We start from the raw sequence: 18439 nt of genomic DNA on the forward strand, positions 1-18439 counted from the left end.
CTTAATCGCTAAATTCGGCTGTTCGACAGCTTCAACCCTGCACGACGCAGGTGGCCAAGTGCGCGGCGAGCGCATCAAAGGCAATGTTCTGTTGCTCGCCCTGGCCACGCAGGGGTTTGAAACCTATCACTTGCTGGGCCAATTCGTCATCGCCGAGGATCAGTGCGTACAGCGCACCGCTCTTGTCGGCCTTCTTGAACTGGCTCTTGAAGCTGCCGGCGCCGGCATTGATCTGCAGGCGCAGGTTCGGCAACTGGTCGCGCACTTTTTCGCTCAGGGCCAGGGCAGCCAGTTCGGCGGCCTCGCCAAAGGCGCACAGGTACACATCCACCTGACGGGAGATTTCTTCCGGAACCTGTTCCAGGGTTTCCAGCAGCAGGATCAGGCGCTCGATACCCATGGCAAAACCCACGCCGGGGGTCGGCTTGCCGCCCATCTGCTCGACCAGGCCATCATAACGGCCACCGGCACACACGGTGCCCTGGGCGCCGAGCTTGTCGGTGACCCACTCGAACACGGTCTTGCTGTAGTAGTCGAGGCCGCGCACCAGTTTCGGGTTGATCACGTAAGGAATCCCGGCGGCTTCCAGGCGCGCCTTGAGCCCCTCGAAGTGGGTGCGGGATTCGTCGTCCAGGTAATCGGCCATCTTCGGCGCATTGACCAGCACGGCCTGCGTGTCGGCGTTCTTGGTATCGAGGACGCGCAACGGGTTGGTTTTCAGACGGCGCTGGCTGTCTTCGTCCAACTTGTCCAGGTGGGCAGACAGGTACTCGACCAGGGCGACGCGATAGCGGCCCCGGGACTCACTGGTGCCCAGGCTGTTGAGTTCAAGCTTGACCGCATCGCGGATGCCCAGCAGGCCCCACAGGCGCCAGGTCAGCACGATCAGTTCGGCGTCGATGTCCGGACCGTCGAGGTTGAACACTTCCAGGCCGATCTGGTGGAACTGGCGATAACGGCCTTTCTGCGGGCGCTCGTGGCGGAACATCGGCCCGATGTACCACAGCTTCTGCGGCTGGCCACCGCCGGTGAGGCCATGCTCGAGCACGGCGCGCACGCACGCGGCGGTGCCTTCCGGACGCAAGGTCAGGGAATCACCGTTGCGGTCTTCGAAGGTGTACATCTCTTTTTCAACGATGTCGGTCACTTCACCGATGGAGCGCTTGAACAGCTCGGTGAACTCGACGATCGGCATACGGATCTGTTTGTAACCGTAGTTATCCAGCAGACGCGCAACGGTGTTCTCGAAGTAGCGCCACAGCGGCGTCTGCTCCGGAAGGATGTCGTTCATGCCACGAATGGCTTGCAGAGACTTGCTCACATCTATTCCTTAAATTCGCTGGATCAGCCGCGCGCGATAACTGCAGCGTCAGCCTCGACCTTTTCGGCCGCTTTCTGGCGGATCAGTCTTTCGAGCTCATCCACCAGATTGTCATTCGTCAGTTTCTGCGACGGCTTGCCGTCGATGTAAATCAGGTTCGGCGTGCCGCCGGTCAAGCCGATATGGGCTTCCTTGGCTTCACCCGGCCCGTTGACCACACAACCGATCACCGCGACATCCAGCGGCACCAGCAGGTCTTCGAGGCGCCCTTCCAGTTCGTTCATGGTTTTCACCACGTCGAAGTTCTGCCGCGAGCAGCTCGGGCAGGCAATGAAGTTGATGCCACGGGAACGCAAATGCAGGGATTTGAGAATGTCGTAACCGACCTTCACTTCCTCTACCGGGTCTGCCGCCAGGGAGATGCGGATAGTATCGCCAATCCCTTCGGCGAGCAGCATACCGAGACCCACCGCAGATTTCACTGTGCCTGAGCGCAAACCGCCCGCTTCAGTGATACCCAGGTGCAGCGGCTGCACGATTTCCTTGGCCAGCAGGCGGTAGGCTTCTACCGCCATGAACACGTCGGAGGCCTTTACGCTGACCTTGAAGTCCTGGAAGTTCAGACGCTCAAGGTGTTCAACGTGGCGCAGCGCCGATTCAACCAGCGCGGCCGGGGTCGGCTCGCCGTATTTTTTTTGCAGGTCTTTTTCCAGGGAACCGGCGTTGACGCCGATGCGGATCGGAATCCCGCGATCACGGGCAGCATCCACCACTGCGCGCACACGGTCTTCGCGACCGATGTTGCCCGGGTTGATGCGCAGGCAATCGACGCCCAGTTCGGCGACGCGCAAAGCGATCCGGTAGTCGAAGTGGATGTCGGCAACCAGCGGCACCTTGACCAGTTGCTTGATGCGGCCGAAGGCTTCGGCGGCATCCATATCCGGTACGGAAACCCGCACGATGTCGACACCGGCGGCTTCCAGACGGTTGATCTGGGCGACGGTGGCAGCGACATCGTTGGTGTCGCTGTTGGTCATGCTCTGTACCGCGATGGGGGCGTCGCCACCCACCGGCACCGAGCCGACCCAGATCTTGCGCGATACGCGACGTTTGATTGGAGATTCGCCGTGCATGACTATTGTCCCAACTTCAGGCGAGCAGTTTCGCCACTGGTGAACGGCGCTACGTCGACAGGCTGGCCGTTGTAGGCCACTTGCGCGCCACGGGCAAAGCCCAGACGCAGCGTCAAAGGAGGCTTGCCGCCCTGGTCGAGCGTATCTCCCTTACGCTTCAGACCGCTAAACAGCACTTTGCCATTGCCATCGCTGAGTTGCGTCCAGCAGTCAGCAACGAAGGTAATTTGTACGTGCCCGTCACCGGCGATCAACACGGGAGTGGTCGGCGGCGAAATCGCGGGGGCTGTCGGGGCGGCGGCAGGCGCTGGCGCCTGCACGGGAGCGACCGGGGCGGTGGCTTGCGCCACAGGCGCCGCCGGAGTGTGCGCCGGTGCAGCCGGTACGACCGGGGCGTGCGCCGGTACGGCTGGAGCCGGCACCGCAGCAGTGGTGGCCGCCGGGGCCGATTCCGCCGCGGGTTGCTCGGCCGTCACTGGCGCTTCGGGCGCAGCCTGGCCTTCGGCGACAGCCTGGTCTTCCGGCTCGTCCAACGGGTGAATCTGCGTGGTGCCGTCGGCGCTTTCGACTTCGACGTGCTCCATGGCGTTGCTGGTCAGGTCCTTGGTGCGCTGGGAGGCCTGGTCCTGCCACCAGACGAAACCGCCACCAATCACGGCGATCAGCAGCAACAGGCTGACGATGCGCAGGATCGTATGGGACACCCGCACCGGCTCTTCGATGCGCCCCAGGCCATGGACGTTGCTGCCCTGGGAGTCGGTGCCGGTGACCTGGTCGAATTGCTGGACCAAGATGGCCTGGTCGATACCCAACAATTTGGCGTAGGCGCGGATATAGCCGCGGGCGAAGGTATGCCCAGGCAGCTTGTCGAACGCGCCGGCTTCCAGGTTGCCCAGGGACGTGGTGGTCAAATTGAGCTTGAGGGCCACTTCCGCCAGCGACCAACCATTGCTTTCGCGGGCCTGACGCAAGGTGTCGCCTGGGTTTACGCGATTAGCTGCTACAACTTCCGGGTGCGCCGCTTTCATCATTGCTCCGACAGGTATTGCTGATATTCCGGCGTACCGGGATAGAGTCGTTCGAGTTGCTGGCCATAACGTGCGGCCGTGTCGCGTTCTTCATGAACCGTCGCCAGGCGCACACCGAGCAATAGACTACGTGCATTTTGCCCGCTGAGCAGGCTAAAACGTTCGTAATAGTCACGTGCCGGCACATAATGCCTGTCTTCGTAAGACAACTCAGCCATTTCGAGCAAAGCGCGAGGCTGGCGACTGTTCAGGTGCAGGGCTTTTTCCAGGTGTTGGCGCGCGATGTCACGCTGGCCGAGACGCTTGGAGGCCACCCCAAGGTTCTCGAACACGCGCGACCGTTCTGGGTAGAGGGTATCGGCGCTGGCTTGCTGGAAATAACGGGAAGCCTGGTCATAGCGTTTCTGCTCGAACAGGAAGCTGCCGTAGTTGTTCAGCAGCCGGGGATCGGCAGGACGGGAAGCCAGGGCCTTGCTGAAATACTGCTCGGCCAACTCAGGCTCGGCCTGGGCCTGGAACACCAGGGCGAGTGCGCCATTGGCCTCGGCATCGTCGCCGTCCAGTTCAAGGGCCTTTTTCAACGGCACCTTGGCCTGCTCGCTCATGCCCTGGCGCAGGTAACCCAAGCCCAGTTGCACATAAGCCACTCGCGCCTCTTCGCGGCCCTTGCCGGTTTGCAAAGGGCTGTCATAGCCCGATGAAACACAACCGGCCGCGAGACCGGTAACAAGCAAAAGCAGCGCAAGGCGCAAGGGCATAGAGATCCTCTCTCAGGTTCGAGTCGCGGCGCTTTGCGGCACATCGTCGGCGGCGCTCAGTTCGCGCACGGCGATATAACGTTCGCTGCGACGGGTGCGATCCAGCACCTGTCCTACCAATTGGCCACAGGCGGCATCGATGTCTTCACCACGGGTGGTACGCACGGTGACGTTGAAGCCGGCCTGGTGCAGTTGATCCTGGAAACGGCGGATGGCGTTGTTGCTCGGCCGCTCGTAGCCAGAATGGGGAAACGGGTTGAACGGAATCAGGTTGATCTTGCACGGGATGTTCTTGAGCAACTCGATCATCTCGATCGCGTGTTCGACCTTGTCGTTGATGTCCTTGAGCAAGGTGTACTCGATGGTCAGCACGCGCTTTTCGCCCAGGGACGACATGTAGCGCTGGCAAGATTCAAGCAGCATCTTAAGCGGATACTTCTTGTTGATCGGCACCAATTGGTTACGCAATGCGTCATTGGGTGCGTGCAGCGACAACGCCAGGGAGACGTCGATGTGCTTGGACAGCTCATCGATCATCGGCACCACGCCGGAGGTCGACAGGGTCACACGGCGCTTGGAGATGCCGTAACCCAGGTCGTCCATCATCAGGTGCATGGCCGCGATCACGTTGTCGAAGTTCAGCAGCGGCTCACCCATGCCCATCATCACCACGTTGGTGATGGCACGGTCGACGGTCGCCGGGACGCTGCCAAAGGATTTGTTGGCAATCCACACCTGGCCGATGACTTCGGCGGCGGTGAGGTTGCTATTGAAGCCTTGCTTGCCGGTGGAGCAGAAACTGCAGTCCAGGGCACAGCCTGCCTGGGACGAAACGCACAAGGTGCCACGTTTGCCCTGGGGAATGTAGACGGTCTCGACGCAGCTGCCGGACGCCACGCGCACCACCCACTTACGGGTGCCGTCGCTGGAGATGTCCTCGCTGACAACTTCGGGACCACGGACCTCGGCAATAGCCTTGAGCTTGTCGCGCAGGGCCTTGCTGACGTTCGTCATGGCGTCGAAATCATCGACGCCAAAGTGGTGAATCCATTTCATTACCTGACCGGCACGGAAACGCTTCTCCCCGATCGAGTCGAAGAATTTTTCCATTTCCTGTTGAGTCAGACCCAGCAGGTTGGTTTTTACAGTCGATGTAGTCATGGATTCACCTTCACTCTTAAGCCAATGCTTAGCGAGTGGTTACTTCAGTAGCTGCGAAGAAGTACGAAATTTCGCGGGCAGCAGCGGCTTCGGAGTCCGAACCGTGTACAGCGTTGGCGTCGATGGAATCAGCGAAATCAGCACGGATGGTGCCGGCAGCTGCTTCTTTAGGGTTGGTAGCGCCCATCAGCTCACGGTTCAGAGCGATAGCGTTTTCGCCTTCCAGAACCTGAACGACAACAGGACCGGAGATCATGAAGGCAACCAGGTCGCCGAAGAAGCCACGAGCGCTGTGCTCAGCGTAGAAGCCTTCAGCTTCAGCCTTGGACAGTTGCTTGAGTTTCGAGGCTACAACCTTCAGGCCGGCTTTTTCGAAACGAGTGGTGATCTCGCCGATGACGTTTTTTGCAACAGCGTCAGGCTTGATGATGGAGAAAGTACGTTGAACAGCCATGGTGTAACTCCAGAAACGGTAATTTGCGAAAAATTAAACCCGCGAATTATACGCGGGTTCTTGGGTATTGCCTAACTGCGTAAAGGAGGCGTCAGTCCTGTTCTTCGTTCCAGGCAGTCTGGATCGCTTCCAGGACCTTTTCACCGCCGCGGTCGCGCTCATCGTCAAACCCTGGCAAAGCCATGACCATGTCGCGCAAAGCGACAAAGTTCAGCGAGTAGGGATCCATATCCGGATTGCCATCGGCCAACAGGATAGCGATCTCTTGCACATCAACCCATTTAAGACTCATGACACTTCCTTGAATCAATGCGGCGCTTCGGCCGCATGGTTGAGTGAATATCTCGGAATTTCGACGGTGATGTCTTCAGTCCCGACCTTGGCCTGACAGCTTAGGCGAGAAGTCGGCTCCAGGCCCCAGGCACGGTCAAGATAGTCTTCTTCCAACTCGTCAGCTTCTTCCAGAGAGTCGAAACCCTCGCGAATGATGCAGTGGCAAGTGGTGCAAGCGCAGACACCGCCGCAGGCACTTTCGATCTCGATGTGGTTTTCATGGGCAACTTCGAGGATGGACTTGCCGGTCTCAGCCTCCACGACCATACCGTCCGGGCAATGCTCGGCGTGTGGCAGAAAAATGACCTGCGGCATCAATTATTCCTCAATTTCATTCAGGTTGCGGCCCGCCAGGGCGGCTTTTACCGTCTGGTTCATGCGGCGGGCAGCGAAGGCATCGGTCACTTGCGACAGGCGCTTGGTCTGCTGCTCGATGGCATAGCCATCGGAGCCTTTCATCAATTCGGCCAGTTCCTGCATCTGCAGGTCAATGACCATGCGCTCTTCGGCATCCAACAGGCGTTCGCCGTCGACATCCAGGGCGCCCTGCACCGCTTCAAGCAGGCGCTGGGCATCGACTTGCTGCTCGCGCAGCACGCGGGCGACCTTGTCGTCACTGGCATACTGGAACGAATCCTTGAGCATCTTGGCGATTTCGCCGTCGGTCAGGCCGTAGGACGGCTTGACTTGGATGCTGGCCTCAACGCCCGAGCCCAATTCACGCGCAGCCACACTGAGCAGGCCATCGGCGTCGACCTGGAAGGTCACGCGAATCTTCGCCGCGCCCGCGACCATCGCCGGGATACCGCGCAATTCAAAGCGCGCCAGGGAGCGGCAGTCGCTGATCAGCTCGCGCTCGCCCTGCAGCACATGAATCATCATGGCCGTCTGGCCGTCTTTGTAGGTGGTGAAGTCCTGGGCGCGGGCGACGGGGATGGTGGTGTTGCGCGGAATCACCTTCTCCATCAGGCCGCCCATGGTTTCCAGGCCCAGGGACAGCGGAATCACGTCGAGCAGCAACAGTTCGCCACCGTCGCGCTTGTTGCCCGCCAGGGTATCGGCCTGGATCGCAGCACCAATGGCCACCACTTGATCCGGGTCGATTTCTGTCAGCGGCTGACGACCGAACGCTTCGGCAACGGCTTCGCGCACGCGCGGCACGCGGGTCGAACCACCGACCATGACCACGGCAGCCACGTCTTCGAGTTCTACGCCGGAGTCACGCACAGCGCGGCGACAGGCTTTGAGGCTGCGGGCGACCATCGGCTCGATCAGCGCATCGAAGGCTTCGCGGGTCAACTGGGCCGACCAATTGCCGTAGGAAACGTCAACAGAGGCCGCGTCAGTCAGGGCTTCTTTGGCGGCGCAGGCGGTTTGCAGCAGATGGCGCTGCTCGCCCGGGTCCAGGTCATCGGACAAACCGGCACTGCTGATGATCCAGCGCGCGATCGCATGGTCGAAGTCATCGCCGCCCAGGGCGGTATCGCCGCCGGTGGCCAACACCTCGAAGACCCCGCCGGTCAGGCGCAGGATCGAAATATCAAAGGTACCGCCGCCCAGGTCGTAAATGGCGACCAGGCCTTCGGCCTGCTGGTCGAGGCCATAGGCCACGGCGGCCGCGGTCGGCTCATTGAGCAGGCGCAGTACGTTCAGGCCGGCGAGTTTCGCCGCGTCCTTGGTCGCCTGGCGCTGGGCGTCGTCGAAATACGCCGGCACGGTGATCACCGCCCCCACCAGTTCGCCGCCCAGGGTGGTCTCTGCGCGCTGGCGCAGCACCTTGAGGATATCGGCCGACACTTCCACCGGGCTTTTCGGGCCCTGGACGGTGTCGATGAACGGCATGTGCGACTCGCCGCCGACAAAGCGGTACGGCAGTTGATCGCCCAATTGCTTGACGTCGGACAACCCACGACCCATCAAGCGCTTGACCGACAGCACGGTGTTCAACGGGTCGGTGGACGCCGCCAGCTTGGCCGACTCACCGACTTCAGTGCGATCGGCGTGATAGCGCACCGCCGACGGCAGGATCACCTGGCCATCAGCATCGGGCAGCGGCTCGGACAGGCCGCTGCGCAAGGCGGCGACCAGGGAATTAGTGGTGCCCAAGTCAATCCCGACCGCCAGGCGACGCTGGTGCGGTTGAGGACTTTGGCCGGGTTCGGCGATCTGCAGTAGGGCCATGGTAATCAGGTCTTATCTGTCTTTCAGGCGTGCAACAGGGGCAGCGCTGGGTTAATCGTCGAGGCGCTCTTCTAACTGGCGCACTTCGTAGGAGAGCTTGTCGAGGAACTGCATGCGCCGCATCAGGCGTTCGGCCTGCTCACGTTGCGCTGCATCGTCCCAACAGGCTGCGAAGCTTTCGTTGAGCTCATCCTGGGCCACCTTCAGACGCCGCTTGAAGACTGCGACACCCGCCAGATCGGCTTCGTCCTGCAAGTCTTCGAGTTCTTCGCGCCACTGCATCTGCTGCATCAGAAAGTCAGGATCATGCACCGTGACTTCCAGCGGCAACTCACCACCGTTCATCGCGAGCAGGTAACGCGCGCGCTTGGGGGGGCTTTTGAGGGTCTGATAGGCTTCGTTGAGGCTGGCCGACTGCTCCAGCGCCAGGCGCTGTTCACGCTCGGAAGCGTCGGCAAAGCGGTCCGGATGCACGCCACGCGCCAATTCACGGTAGCGCGTGGCAAGCTGCTCGAGGTCCAGCCGAAAGCTCGGTTGCAACTCGAATAAAGCGAAATGACAAGGAGTGCCCACAAGTAGCCTCAGATGTTGAAGCTTTCGCCGCAGCCACATTCACCGCGCACGTTGGGGTTGTTGAACTTGAAGCCTTCGTTCAACCCTTCCTTGACGAAATCGAGTTCGGTGCCGTCCAGGTAGGTCAGGCTTTTCGGGTCGATGATCACTTTCTCGCCGTGACTTTCGAACACCTGATCTTCCGCCACTACCTCGTCGACGAACTCCAGCACATAGGCAAGGCCGGAACAGCCCGTGGTGCGAACACCCAGACGAATCCCCTCACCTTTACCGCGCCCATCCAGGGAGCGTCGCACGTGCCGCGCAGCCGCTTCTGTCATGCTGATAGCCATCGTTGACTCCTTACTCGTCGCCAAATGCTTTAGATCAAGCCTTTCTTCTGCTTGTAGTCGCGAACGGCCGCCTTGATGGCGTCTTCTGCGAGTACGGAGCAGTGAATCTTCACTGGCGGCAAGGCCAGTTCTTCGGCCAGCTGAGTGTTCTTGATGGTCTCTGCTTCATCCAGAGTCTTGCCTTTCATCCACTCGGTCGCCAGGGAGCTGGAGGCGATGGCCGAACCGCAGCCGTAAGTCTTGAACTTGGCGTCTTCGATGATGCCTTGTTCGTTGACCTTGATCTGCAGGCGCATCACATCGCCGCACGCCGGAGCGCCGACCATGCCGGTGCCGACATCAGGGTCTTCCGCGTCCATCTTGCCGACGTTGCGCGGGTTTTCGTAGTGGTCGATGACCTTTTCGCTGTAAGCCATGGTACTGAATCCTCACTCATCAGGGCCGCTCTGGAACCCTGTAAAAACGTCTGCGTTTTCCGCCACGTTCCTACAGAGCTGGGGTGGCGGCTTCTATAGTTAGTGTGCCGCCCACTCGATCTTGGAAATGTCGATGCCGTCTTTGTACATGTCCCACAGCGGCGACAAGGTGCGCAGCTTGGTGACGGCCTCGCAGACTTTCTGCGCGGCGTAGTCGACTTCTTCTTCGGTGGTGAAACGGCCAAACGTAAAGCGGATCGAGCTGTGCGCCAGTTCGTCGTTGCGGCCCAGGGCGCGCAGCACGTAGGACGGCTCAAGGGAGGCCGAGGTGCAGGCCGAACCGGACGAAACCGCCAGGTCCTTGAGCGCCATGATCAGCGACTCGCCTTCGACGTAGTTGAAGCTCAAATTCAGGTTGTGCGGTACACGGGCAGTCATGCTGCCGTTGATGTACAGCTCTTCAAGGTTTTCGACCTGCTTGTAGAAGCGATCGCTCAGGCCCTTGATACGCACGTTTTCGGCAGCCATTTCTTCCTTGGCGATACGGAACGCTTCGCCCATGCCGACGATCTGGTGAGTCGCCAGGGTGCCCGAACGCATGCCGCGCTCGTGACCGCCGCCGTGCATGGTGGCTTCGATGCGAACGCGAGGCTTGCGGCTCACGTACAGGGCGCCGATGCCTTTGGGGCCGTAGGTTTTGTGCGCCGAGAACGACATCAGGTCGACTTTCAGCTTCGACAGGTCGATGTCGACCTTGCCGGTGGACTGAGCCGCGTCGACGTGCAGCAACACACCTTTGGAGCGGGTCAGCTCGCCGATGGCCGCGATGTCGTTGATGGTGCCGATTTCGTTGTTCACGTGGATCACGGAAACCAGGATGGTGTCTTCACGCATGGCCGCTTCGATCATCGCCGGCGTCACGATACCGTCGGTGGTCGGCTCGATGTAGGTGACTTCGAACCCTTCACGCTCCAGTTGGCGCATGGTGTCGAGGACCGCCTTGTGCTCGATCTTGGTGGTGATCAGGTGCTTGCCTTTGGTCGCGTAGAAATGCGCGGCGCCCTTGATTGCCAGGTTGTCGGATTCGGTGGCACCGGAGGTCCAGACGATTTCGCGTGGATCTGCACCCACCAGGTCGGCGACTTGGCGACGAGCGTTTTCAACCGCTTCTTCGGCTTTCCAGCCGAATACGTGGGAACGCGACGCCGGGTTGCCGAAGTTTCCGTCAACCAGCAGGCATTCGCTCATCTTTTGCGCGACACGCGGATCAACCGGGGTGGTCGCTGAGTAATCAAGGTAAATCGGCAATTTCATGGACTTTCTCCTAAATCAGGCTGGCTGGCGTGCCGTTAGCTCTTCGGCTGTCACTCGACGGCGGACGCTTCAATCTTGTCCAGACGCGGCGCCTTGGTGTTGCAACGGCGCTGGTCCTGACGCTGGGCTACTTCTTGCACCTCACGGCGAGTCACAAGATCAGCCAAGCTGATACCACTCAAAAACTCATGGATCTGCAGGCTCAAGTCACACCACAAGTGGTGGGTCAGGCAGGTGTCGCCGGCATGGCAATCACCCAAACCCTGGCATTTGGTGGCATCGACGGATTCGTTGACCGCGTCGATCACCTGGGCCACCTGAATGCCCTGCATGTCGCGGGACAGTTGATAGCCGCCACCCGGCCCACGCACACTGGAGACCAGATTGCTGCGGCGCAATTTGGCGAACAGTTGCTCGAGGTAGGACAGGGAAATGCCTTGGCGCTCGGAGATATCGGCCAGGGACACCGGCCCAGTTTGCGCGTGCAAAGCCAAGTCAAGCATGGCGGTCACCGCGTATCGGCCTTTTGTAGTCAGTCTCATGGACAAGTACCAAGGTGTTTCAGAATGGGAGCAAGTATGCTATTCCCGAGTATTTAAGTCAACTATAAGACCTAGTACTTTAGTCAGGATTACCCGTAAAAAGGGCGCGCAAATAATAGCAGGATGGGGTGGGGACGAACAGAAGGAACAGCGGCCAAGCAGGAATTCCAAGACCAATGGAGAACAACCTGTGGGAGGGGGCTTGCTCCCGATGGCGAAGGACCAGTCAATGTATGGGTGACTGCCCCACCGCTATCGGGAGCAAGCCCCTTCCCACAGGGGACTTTTGGTGATCGCGAGGCTTCAGCCAGCCTTGGTGGCGGCTTCGTCTTTGATCTCGGCGAAGTCCTCTTCGCGCAGCTCAGGCAGGTCTTTCGCACAATAGTTACTGCCCAGCTCCTTCAGCGCGCCGCACATGCCGTCCAGCTTGCCATCTACCGCCTGCAGGTGGTCGAGCAACTGGCCGATGGCACGGGCCACCGGGTCGGGCATGTCTTCGCTGACGCCGTAGGCATCGAAGCCGATCTTCTCAGCCATGGCCTTGCGCTTGGCTTCCTGCTCATCGCCGACTTCCGGCTTGACGATGATGCGCCCCGGAATGCCGACCACGGTTGCGCCCGGCGGCACCGCCTTGGTCACCACCGCATTGGAGCCGACCTTGGCCCCTGCCCCCACGGTGAACGGACCCAGCACCTTGGCGCCCGCCCCGACCACTACACCGTTTTCCAGGGTCGGGTGACGCTTGCCCTTGTTCCAGCTGGTGCCGCCCAGGGTTACGCCCTGGTACAGGGTCACGTCGTCACCGATTTCGGCGGTCTCGCCAATCACGATGCCCATGCCATGGTCGATAAAGAAGCGGCGGCCGACCTTGGCGCCCGGGTGAATCTCGATGCCGGTCAACCAGCGCCCAAAGTTGGACACCACCCGCGCCAGCCATTTCCAGCCCATGCCCCACAAGGCACCGGACAGGCGATGAATCCAGATCGCATGCATGCCCGGGTAGCAGGTCAGTACTTCAAAGGCGTTGCGCGCCGCCGGGTCACGGTGGAAAACACTCTGGATATCTTCTCGCAAACGCTCGAACATTTTTAATCCTTCCGCTTAAGAAGCTCGCCACGGGCCGCTTTCTGGGTTTCCGTGAGGATGCCACGCAATATATTCATTTCCGCCCGGCTGACCGAGCTGCGTCCGTACAGACGACGCAGGCGCGCCATCAAGTGCCGCGGTTTTTCCGGATCGAGGAATTCGATGGCCACCAGGGTTTGCTCCAGGTGTTCATAGAACCGCTCCAGCTCGTCCATGGTGGCCAACTCGCCACTCTTGGTCGACGCCACTTCATCCTTCTCAACCTTGCTCGGCTGCCCTTCAGCGGCCAGCCAGGCCATGCGTACTTCGTAACTCAACACCTGCACCGCCGCCCCGAGGTTCAGCGAGCTGAACTCCGGGTCTGATGGAATATGCACGTGATAATGACATCGCTGCAGCTCTTCGTTGGTCAGGCCGGAGTCTTCACGACCGAACACCAGGGCGATTTCAGCGCCGCCGACGGCCTCTTCCACCACTTTGGTCCCGCATTCGCGCGGATCGAGCAAAGGCCAGGGGATGCGCCGGTCGCGGGCGCTGGTGCCGAGCACCAGGTTGCAGCCGACCAATGCGTCTTCCAAAGTGGCGACGACCTGGGCTTTTTCAAGGATGTCATTGGCGCCGGATGCGCGGGCATCGGCCTCGTGGTGCGGGAACACGCGCGGCTCGACCAGCACCAGGCGCGTCAGCCCCATGTTTTTCATGGCTCGCGCCACCCCGCCGATATTGCCGGGATGACTGGTATTGACCAAGACGACACGAATGTTTTGCAGCAAGGGAGGCGCTCTCGGACACGGGAAAGGGGAGCAAATCTTACAGAACAGCCTAAGGTTATGCCACGAAAGCTCACGCCGTCCTTCACCTGAAGAAAGTTTCTGCTAGAATGCTCGGCTTTCTTTAACAACCTTAGGTGACACATCCATGCAGCCCATGCTGAATATCGCGCTGCGCGCCGCCCGCAGCGCCAGTGAATTGATCTTCCGCTCCATCGAGCGCCTGGATACCATCAAGGTCGACGAAAAAGACGCCAAGGATTATGTATCCGAGGTGGATCGCGCCGCCGAACAGAAAATCATCGACGCCCTGCGCAAGGCCTACCCGACCCACGGCATTCTCGGCGAAGAAACCGGCCTGCACAAAGGCAGCGGCGAAGGCGAAGACTACCTGTGGATCATCGACCCACTGGATGGCACCACCAACTTCCTGCGCGGTATCCCGCACTTTGCCGTGAGCATTGCCTGCAAATACCGTGGCCGCCTGGAACACGCCGTTGTGCTGGACCCGGTTCGCCAGGAAGAATTCACCGCCAGCCGTGGCCGTGGCGCCCAGTTGAACGGTCGTCGCCTGCGCGTCAGCGGCCGCACCAGCCTGGACGGCGCCCTGCTGGGCACCGGCTTCCCATTCCGTGACGACCAGATGGACAACCTGGACAACTACCTGGGTATGTTCCGCGCCCTGGTTGGCCAGACCGCCGGCATCCGCCGCGCCGGCGCAGCCAGCCTGGACCTGGCCTACGTCGCCGCCGGTCGTTTCGATGCCTTCTGGGAATCGGGCCTGTCCGAGTGGGACATGGCAGCGGGCGCCCTGCTGATCCAAGAGGCCGGCGGCCTGGTGAGCGACTTCACCGGCGGGCATGACTTCCTGGAGAAAGGCCACGTGGTAGCCGGCAACACCAAATGCTTCAAGGCAGTACTGACGGCGATCCAGCCGCACCTGCCGGCTTCGCTGAAGCGCTAAGCGAGCGAGCACAAAAAAGCACCCTTCGGTGCTTTTTTTATGCCTGGAATTTGGTGTGAGCTTAAATACCAGCAACACCACAAGCCAACTGTGGGAGGGGGGCTTGCCCCCGATAGCGGAGTTTCAGCTACAGATAGGCTGACTGACACACCGCCATCGGGGGCAAGCCCCCTCCCACATTGTGAACTGTGCCAGGCCCGGGGTTATTGCTGGTTCTGGCCGAGGATCAGACGCCCCTCTTTATCCACCGGGATCTGGCCGCCCGGGTCACGGTCCATACGCACCGAACCTTCCTTGCCATCCAAGGTGTAACGCACGTCATAACCGACGACCTTGTCGCTGATGTCGTTGACGGTGTTACAACGGGTTTGCGTGGTGGTGTAGGTATCACGGTTCTGCATACCCTCCTGCACCTTGTTACCGGCATAACCGCCACCGACCGCACCGGCCACGGTGGCCAGCTTCTTACCGTTACCGCCACCGACCTGGTTGCCCAACAGGCCACCGGCCAGCGCACCGACCACCGTACCGACGATCTGGTGTTGATCCTGCACCGGCTTCTGCCGGGTCACGGCGACGTCCTTGCAGACCTCGCGCGGGGTCTTAATCTGGGTTTTCACCGGCTGCACCGCCAGCACTTGCGCATACTCAGGGCCGCTTTTTACCAGGCTGTAGGTGGCAACAGCACCCCCGGCAGTCACACCGACAGCACCCAATACCGCACCAACCAGTAACGACTTGTTCACGTTGAACCTCCTGACCATCACAAACGGACCGAAAGATCCGCGCTATACCCAGCCTTGGAGCAAAAAAAAAGGCGCGAGTTCAATACTCGCGCCTTCTTTGTAACAGCAGATCAACAAACACCCATCAAGGGCGGTCGTCGACCTCCTTGCCAGTCGCGGCCGGAGGGATCAGGTCTTCGCTGTTGAGGTTCAGCCAGATCAGCACCACGTTGGCGATGTAGATCGACGAGTAGGTGCCCGCCAGAACGCCGATAAACAGCGCCAGGGAGAAGCCCCACAGGTTATCGCCACCGAAGATCATCAGTGCTGCGATCGCCAGCAAGGTGGAGATCGACGTCGCCATGGTGCGCAACAGGGTCTGGGTAGTGGAGATATTGATGTTCTCGATCAACGTCGCCTTGCGCAGTACGCGGAAGTTCTCGCGAACCCGGTCGAATACCACGATGGTGTCGTTGAGCGAGTAACCAATGATCGCCAGCACCGCGGCCAGCACAGTCAGGTCGAAGGTGATCTGGAAGTACGCCAGGATGCCCACGGTCACGACCACGTCGTGGATCAGCGAGACAATGGCGCCGACACCGAACTTCCACTGAAAGCGGAACGCCAGGTAGATCATGATGCCGACCAGCGCCATCAGCATGCCGAGGCCGCCCTGGTCGCGCAGCTCTTCACCCACTTGCGGGCCGACGAACTCGACGCGCTTGACTGCCGCCGGGTTATCACCGCCGACCTTCTGCAAGGCCTCGGCAACCTGGTGACCCAGTTGCGGGTCTTCGCCCGGCATACGCACCAGCAGATCGGTGGTCGCACCAAAGCTCTGCACGATAGCTTCGTGATAGCCGGCCTTGACCAGCTCTTCGCGCACCTGAGTCACGTCGGCCGGCTTCTCGTAGGTCAGCTCGATGAGCGTACCGCCGGTGAAGTCCAGACCGTAGTTCAGGCCCTTATGGAACCAGCTGAACAACGCCAGAACGGTAAGGAGCACGGTGACGCCGAACGCAATATTGCGAACGCCCATGAAGTTGATTGTACGTAACATGGCAGCCCCTTAAATCCACAACTTCTTGAAGTCACGCCCGCCAAAGATCAGGTTGACCATTGCGCGGGTCACCATGATGGCCGTGAACATCGAGGTAAAGATACCGAGGGACATGGTCACCGCAAAACCTTTGACCGGGCCGGTGCCCATGGCAAAGAGAATCCCGCCGACCAGCAATGTGGTCAGGTTGGAGTCGAGAATCGCGGTAAATGCCCGGCCGAAGCCTTCGTTGATTGCGCGCTGCACGGTCATGCCGGCGGCGATCTCTTCACGAATCCGCGAGAAGATCAGCACGTTGGCGTCCACCGCCATCCCCATGGTGAGGACGATACCGGCGATGCCTGGCAGGGTCAGCGTAGCGCCCAGCAACGACATCAAGGCCAGCAGCATCACCATGTTGCCCGCCAGGGCCACGGTGGCGATGATGCCGAAGAAGCGGTAGATGGCGATGATGAACAGCGACACGAACAGCATGCCCCACAAGGCCGCATCGATACCCTTGGTGATGTTGTCGGCACCCAGGCTCGGGCCGATGGTGCGTTCTTCAGCGAAGTACATCGGCGCAGCCAGGCCACCGGCACGCAGCAGCAGGGCCAGTTCCGAGGATTCGCCCTGGCCGTTCAGGCCGGTGATGCGGAACTGAGCACCCAGCGGCGACTGGATGGTCGCCAGGCTGATGATCTTCTTCTCTTCCTTGAAGGTCTGCACCGGCACGTCTTTCTCGACGCCGTTGACCATTTGCTTGGTGTAGGTGGTGATCGGGCGTTGCTCGATGAAGATCACCGCCATGCTGCGCCCGACGTTGCTGCGCGTGGCGCGGCTCATCAGTTCGCCACCATGGCCATCCAGGCGGATGTTCACTTCAGGCGTACCGTGCTCGCCGAAACCGGCCTTGGCGTCAGTCACCTGGTCGCCGGTGATGATCAAGCCACGCTCGATCTGCGCCGCAGGGCGGTTGCCTTCACGGAACTCGAAGGTCTCGGAAGTGGCTTTGGAAGCACCCGGCTCGGCGGCCAGACGGAATTCCAGGTTGGCGGTCTTGCCGAGGATACGCTTGGCTTCAGCGGTATCCTGCACGCCCGGCAGCTCAACCACGATGCGGTTGGCGCCCTGGCGCTGAACGATCGGCTCGGCCACACCCAGCTCGTTGACGCGGTTACGCACCGTGGTCAAGTTCTGCTTGATGGAGTATTCGCGGATTTCCGCCAGCTTGGCCGGGGTCATCGCCAGACGCAGTACAGGTTGACCGTTGAGGTCGGCCGGTACGATGTCGAAATCGTTGAAGTTCTTGCGGATCAGCGCACGGGCCTGCTCGCGGGACGCTTCGTCAGAGAAGCCCAGCTGGATGGCACCGTTGAGCTGCGGCAGGCTGCGATAACGCAACTTCTCTTTACGCAGCAGGCTCTTCACGTCGCCTTCGTAGACTTTCAGGCGCGCGTCGAGGGCTTTGTCCATGTCGACTTCCAGCAGGAAGTGCACACCACCGGACAAGTCCAGACCCAGCTTCATCGGGTGCGCGCCAATGCTGCGCAGCCATTTTGGCGTGGTCTGTGCCAGGTTGAGCGCGACAACGTAGTCGTCACCCATGGCCTTGCGCACGACGTCTTTGGCCGGCAATTGGTCTTCTTGCTTGGTCAGGCGCAACAAGCCGCCCTTCGCATCAGCTGCCAACGTTGCCGCTTTGACCTGGATGCCCGCATCGGTGAGCGCTTTGCTCGCGCGTTCCAGGTCAGCCTGATTGACCTTCAGCGAAGTGCTGGCGCCAGAGATCTGGATCGCAGGGTCATCAGGATAGAGATTGGGAGCGGAATAAATAAAACCGATCGCCAGCACCGCCAGGATCAGTAGGTATTTCCACAGAGGGTATTTGTTCAGCATCACGCCGCCCGCTTATAACGCGGGGCGCCTTGCGCGCCCCGTCGATTGGTAAAAGTTGTTACTCAGATCGCTTTGAGCGTGCCTTTAGGCAGCGTGGCGGCGATGGCGCCCTTCTGGAACTTCATTTCGACGGTGTCGGAGACTTCCAGAACCACGAAAGCATCGGAAACCTTGGTGATCTTGCCCGCGATACCGCCGGTGGTCACGACTTCGTCACCTTTCTGCAGGCTGCCGAGCAGGTTTTTCTGCTCTTTGGCGCGCTTGGCCTGTGGACGCCAGATCATCAGGTAGAAGATGACCAGGAAGCCGACCAGGAAAATCCACTCGAAACCACCGCCCATAGGGCCGGCAGCAGCAGGCGCAGCGGCATCAGCCATGGCGTTAGAGATAAAAAAGCTCATTTAGCACTC

Annotated in this window: 21 protein-coding genes; 1 reads left to right on the forward strand and 20 read right to left on the reverse strand. The window is 60.4% G+C overall.

Annotation, left to right across the window (positions count from 1 at the left end; translation table 11 throughout):
• Positions 1-31 precede the first annotated feature (31 nt).
• The 16 genes from hisS to trmJ form a co-directional block, all read right to left on the reverse strand.
• Positions 32-1321, reverse strand: coding sequence for a histidine--tRNA ligase (hisS, locus tag TU80_RS12480; protein WP_017846174.1), 1290 nt, complete (start codon positions 1319-1321; stop codon positions 32-34).
• Positions 1322-1344: 23 nt separating this feature from the next.
• Positions 1345-2454, reverse strand: a complete 1110-nt coding sequence (gene ispG, locus TU80_RS12485; RefSeq protein ID WP_017846175.1) for a flavodoxin-dependent (E)-4-hydroxy-3-methylbut-2-enyl-diphosphate synthase — start codon at positions 2452-2454, stop codon at positions 1345-1347.
• A gap of 2 nt (positions 2455-2456) precedes the next feature.
• Complete coding sequence (locus tag TU80_RS12490; protein WP_057004579.1) at positions 2457-3482, reverse strand: RodZ domain-containing protein; 1026 nt, start codon at positions 3480-3482, stop codon at positions 2457-2459.
• Positions 3482-4240, reverse strand: a complete 759-nt coding sequence (gene pilW / locus TU80_RS12495) for a type IV pilus biogenesis/stability protein PilW (protein WP_057004580.1) — start codon at positions 4238-4240, stop codon at positions 3482-3484. The genes TU80_RS12490 and pilW overlap by 1 nt, the downstream gene beginning before the upstream one ends.
• A gap of 12 nt (positions 4241-4252) precedes the next feature.
• On the reverse strand, positions 4253-5401 hold the full coding sequence (gene rlmN / locus TU80_RS12500) for a dual-specificity RNA methyltransferase RlmN (RefSeq protein WP_017846178.1): 1149 nt from the start codon (positions 5399-5401) through the stop codon (positions 4253-4255).
• A 28-nt stretch (positions 5402-5429) separates the two neighbouring features.
• The gene (gene ndk, locus TU80_RS12505; protein ID WP_017846179.1) at positions 5430-5855 is read right to left on the reverse strand and encodes a nucleoside-diphosphate kinase; all 426 of its coding nucleotides are present in this window, start codon (positions 5853-5855) and stop codon (positions 5430-5432) included.
• Positions 5856-5946: 91 nt separating this feature from the next.
• Positions 5947-6147 carry a Fe-S cluster assembly protein IscX gene (gene iscX, locus TU80_RS12510; protein ID WP_057004581.1) on the reverse strand — a complete coding sequence of 67 codons (201 nt, stop codon included), beginning with the start codon at positions 6145-6147 and terminating at the stop codon, positions 5947-5949.
• 14 nt (positions 6148-6161) lie between these two features.
• Complete coding sequence (fdx, locus tag TU80_RS12515) at positions 6162-6503, reverse strand: ISC system 2Fe-2S type ferredoxin (protein ID WP_057004582.1); 342 nt, start codon at positions 6501-6503, stop codon at positions 6162-6164.
• Positions 6504-6506: 3 nt separating this feature from the next.
• Positions 6507-8369, reverse strand: coding sequence for a Fe-S protein assembly chaperone HscA (gene hscA / locus TU80_RS12520; protein WP_017846182.1), 1863 nt, complete (start codon positions 8367-8369; stop codon positions 6507-6509).
• A 51-nt stretch (positions 8370-8420) separates the two neighbouring features.
• Complete coding sequence (gene hscB, locus TU80_RS12525) at positions 8421-8942, reverse strand: co-chaperone HscB (protein ID WP_046382174.1); 522 nt, start codon at positions 8940-8942, stop codon at positions 8421-8423.
• A gap of 8 nt (positions 8943-8950) precedes the next feature.
• On the reverse strand, positions 8951-9274 hold the full coding sequence (gene iscA / locus TU80_RS12530) for an iron-sulfur cluster assembly protein IscA (protein WP_010565230.1): 324 nt from the start codon (positions 9272-9274) through the stop codon (positions 8951-8953).
• Positions 9275-9303: 29 nt separating this feature from the next.
• Positions 9304-9690: a Fe-S cluster assembly scaffold IscU gene (iscU, locus tag TU80_RS12535; RefSeq protein WP_003443374.1), complete on the reverse strand. Its 387-nt coding sequence runs from the start codon at positions 9688-9690 to the stop codon at positions 9304-9306.
• Between the two features lie 99 nt (positions 9691-9789).
• Positions 9790-11004: an IscS subfamily cysteine desulfurase gene (locus TU80_RS12540; protein WP_046382173.1), complete on the reverse strand. Its 1215-nt coding sequence runs from the start codon at positions 11002-11004 to the stop codon at positions 9790-9792.
• A gap of 50 nt (positions 11005-11054) precedes the next feature.
• Entirely contained in the window at positions 11055-11546 is a 492-nt protein-coding gene (gene iscR, locus TU80_RS12545) for a Fe-S cluster assembly transcriptional regulator IscR (RefSeq protein WP_003194020.1), read from the reverse strand.
• Positions 11547-11849: 303 nt separating this feature from the next.
• Entirely contained in the window at positions 11850-12632 is a 783-nt protein-coding gene (gene cysE, locus TU80_RS12550) for a serine O-acetyltransferase (RefSeq protein WP_046382172.1), read from the reverse strand.
• 2 nt (positions 12633-12634) lie between these two features.
• Positions 12635-13405, reverse strand: coding sequence for a tRNA (cytosine(32)/uridine(32)-2'-O)-methyltransferase TrmJ (trmJ, locus tag TU80_RS12555; RefSeq protein ID WP_057004583.1), 771 nt, complete (start codon positions 13403-13405; stop codon positions 12635-12637).
• A gap of 145 nt (positions 13406-13550) precedes the next feature.
• Here trmJ and suhB point away from each other — a divergent pair, with 145 nt between their 5' ends.
• Entirely contained in the window at positions 13551-14366 is an 816-nt protein-coding gene (gene suhB / locus TU80_RS12560; RefSeq protein WP_017846186.1) for a type III secretion system regulator SuhB, read from the forward strand.
• A gap of 203 nt (positions 14367-14569) precedes the next feature.
• Here suhB and TU80_RS12565 read toward each other — a convergent pair whose 3' ends face one another.
• The 4 genes from TU80_RS12565 to yajC form a co-directional block, all read right to left on the reverse strand.
• Entirely contained in the window at positions 14570-15112 is a 543-nt protein-coding gene (locus TU80_RS12565; RefSeq protein ID WP_053257883.1) for a glycine zipper 2TM domain-containing protein, read from the reverse strand.
• A gap of 124 nt (positions 15113-15236) precedes the next feature.
• Positions 15237-16151 (reverse strand): protein translocase subunit SecF, encoded by a 915-nt coding sequence (secF, locus tag TU80_RS12570; protein ID WP_017846188.1) that lies wholly within the window; start codon positions 16149-16151, stop codon positions 15237-15239.
• A 9-nt stretch (positions 16152-16160) separates the two neighbouring features.
• Positions 16161-18029: a protein translocase subunit SecD gene (gene secD / locus TU80_RS12575; protein WP_057004584.1), complete on the reverse strand. Its 1869-nt coding sequence runs from the start codon at positions 18027-18029 to the stop codon at positions 16161-16163.
• A gap of 62 nt (positions 18030-18091) precedes the next feature.
• Positions 18092-18430, reverse strand: a complete 339-nt coding sequence (gene yajC, locus TU80_RS12580; RefSeq protein WP_003175975.1) for a preprotein translocase subunit YajC — start codon at positions 18428-18430, stop codon at positions 18092-18094.
• Positions 18431-18439: the final 9 nt, after the last annotated feature.

The organism is Pseudomonas veronii (assembly GCF_001439695.1).
Classification (GTDB): Bacteria; Pseudomonadota; Gammaproteobacteria; order Pseudomonadales; family Pseudomonadaceae; genus Aquipseudomonas; species Aquipseudomonas veronii.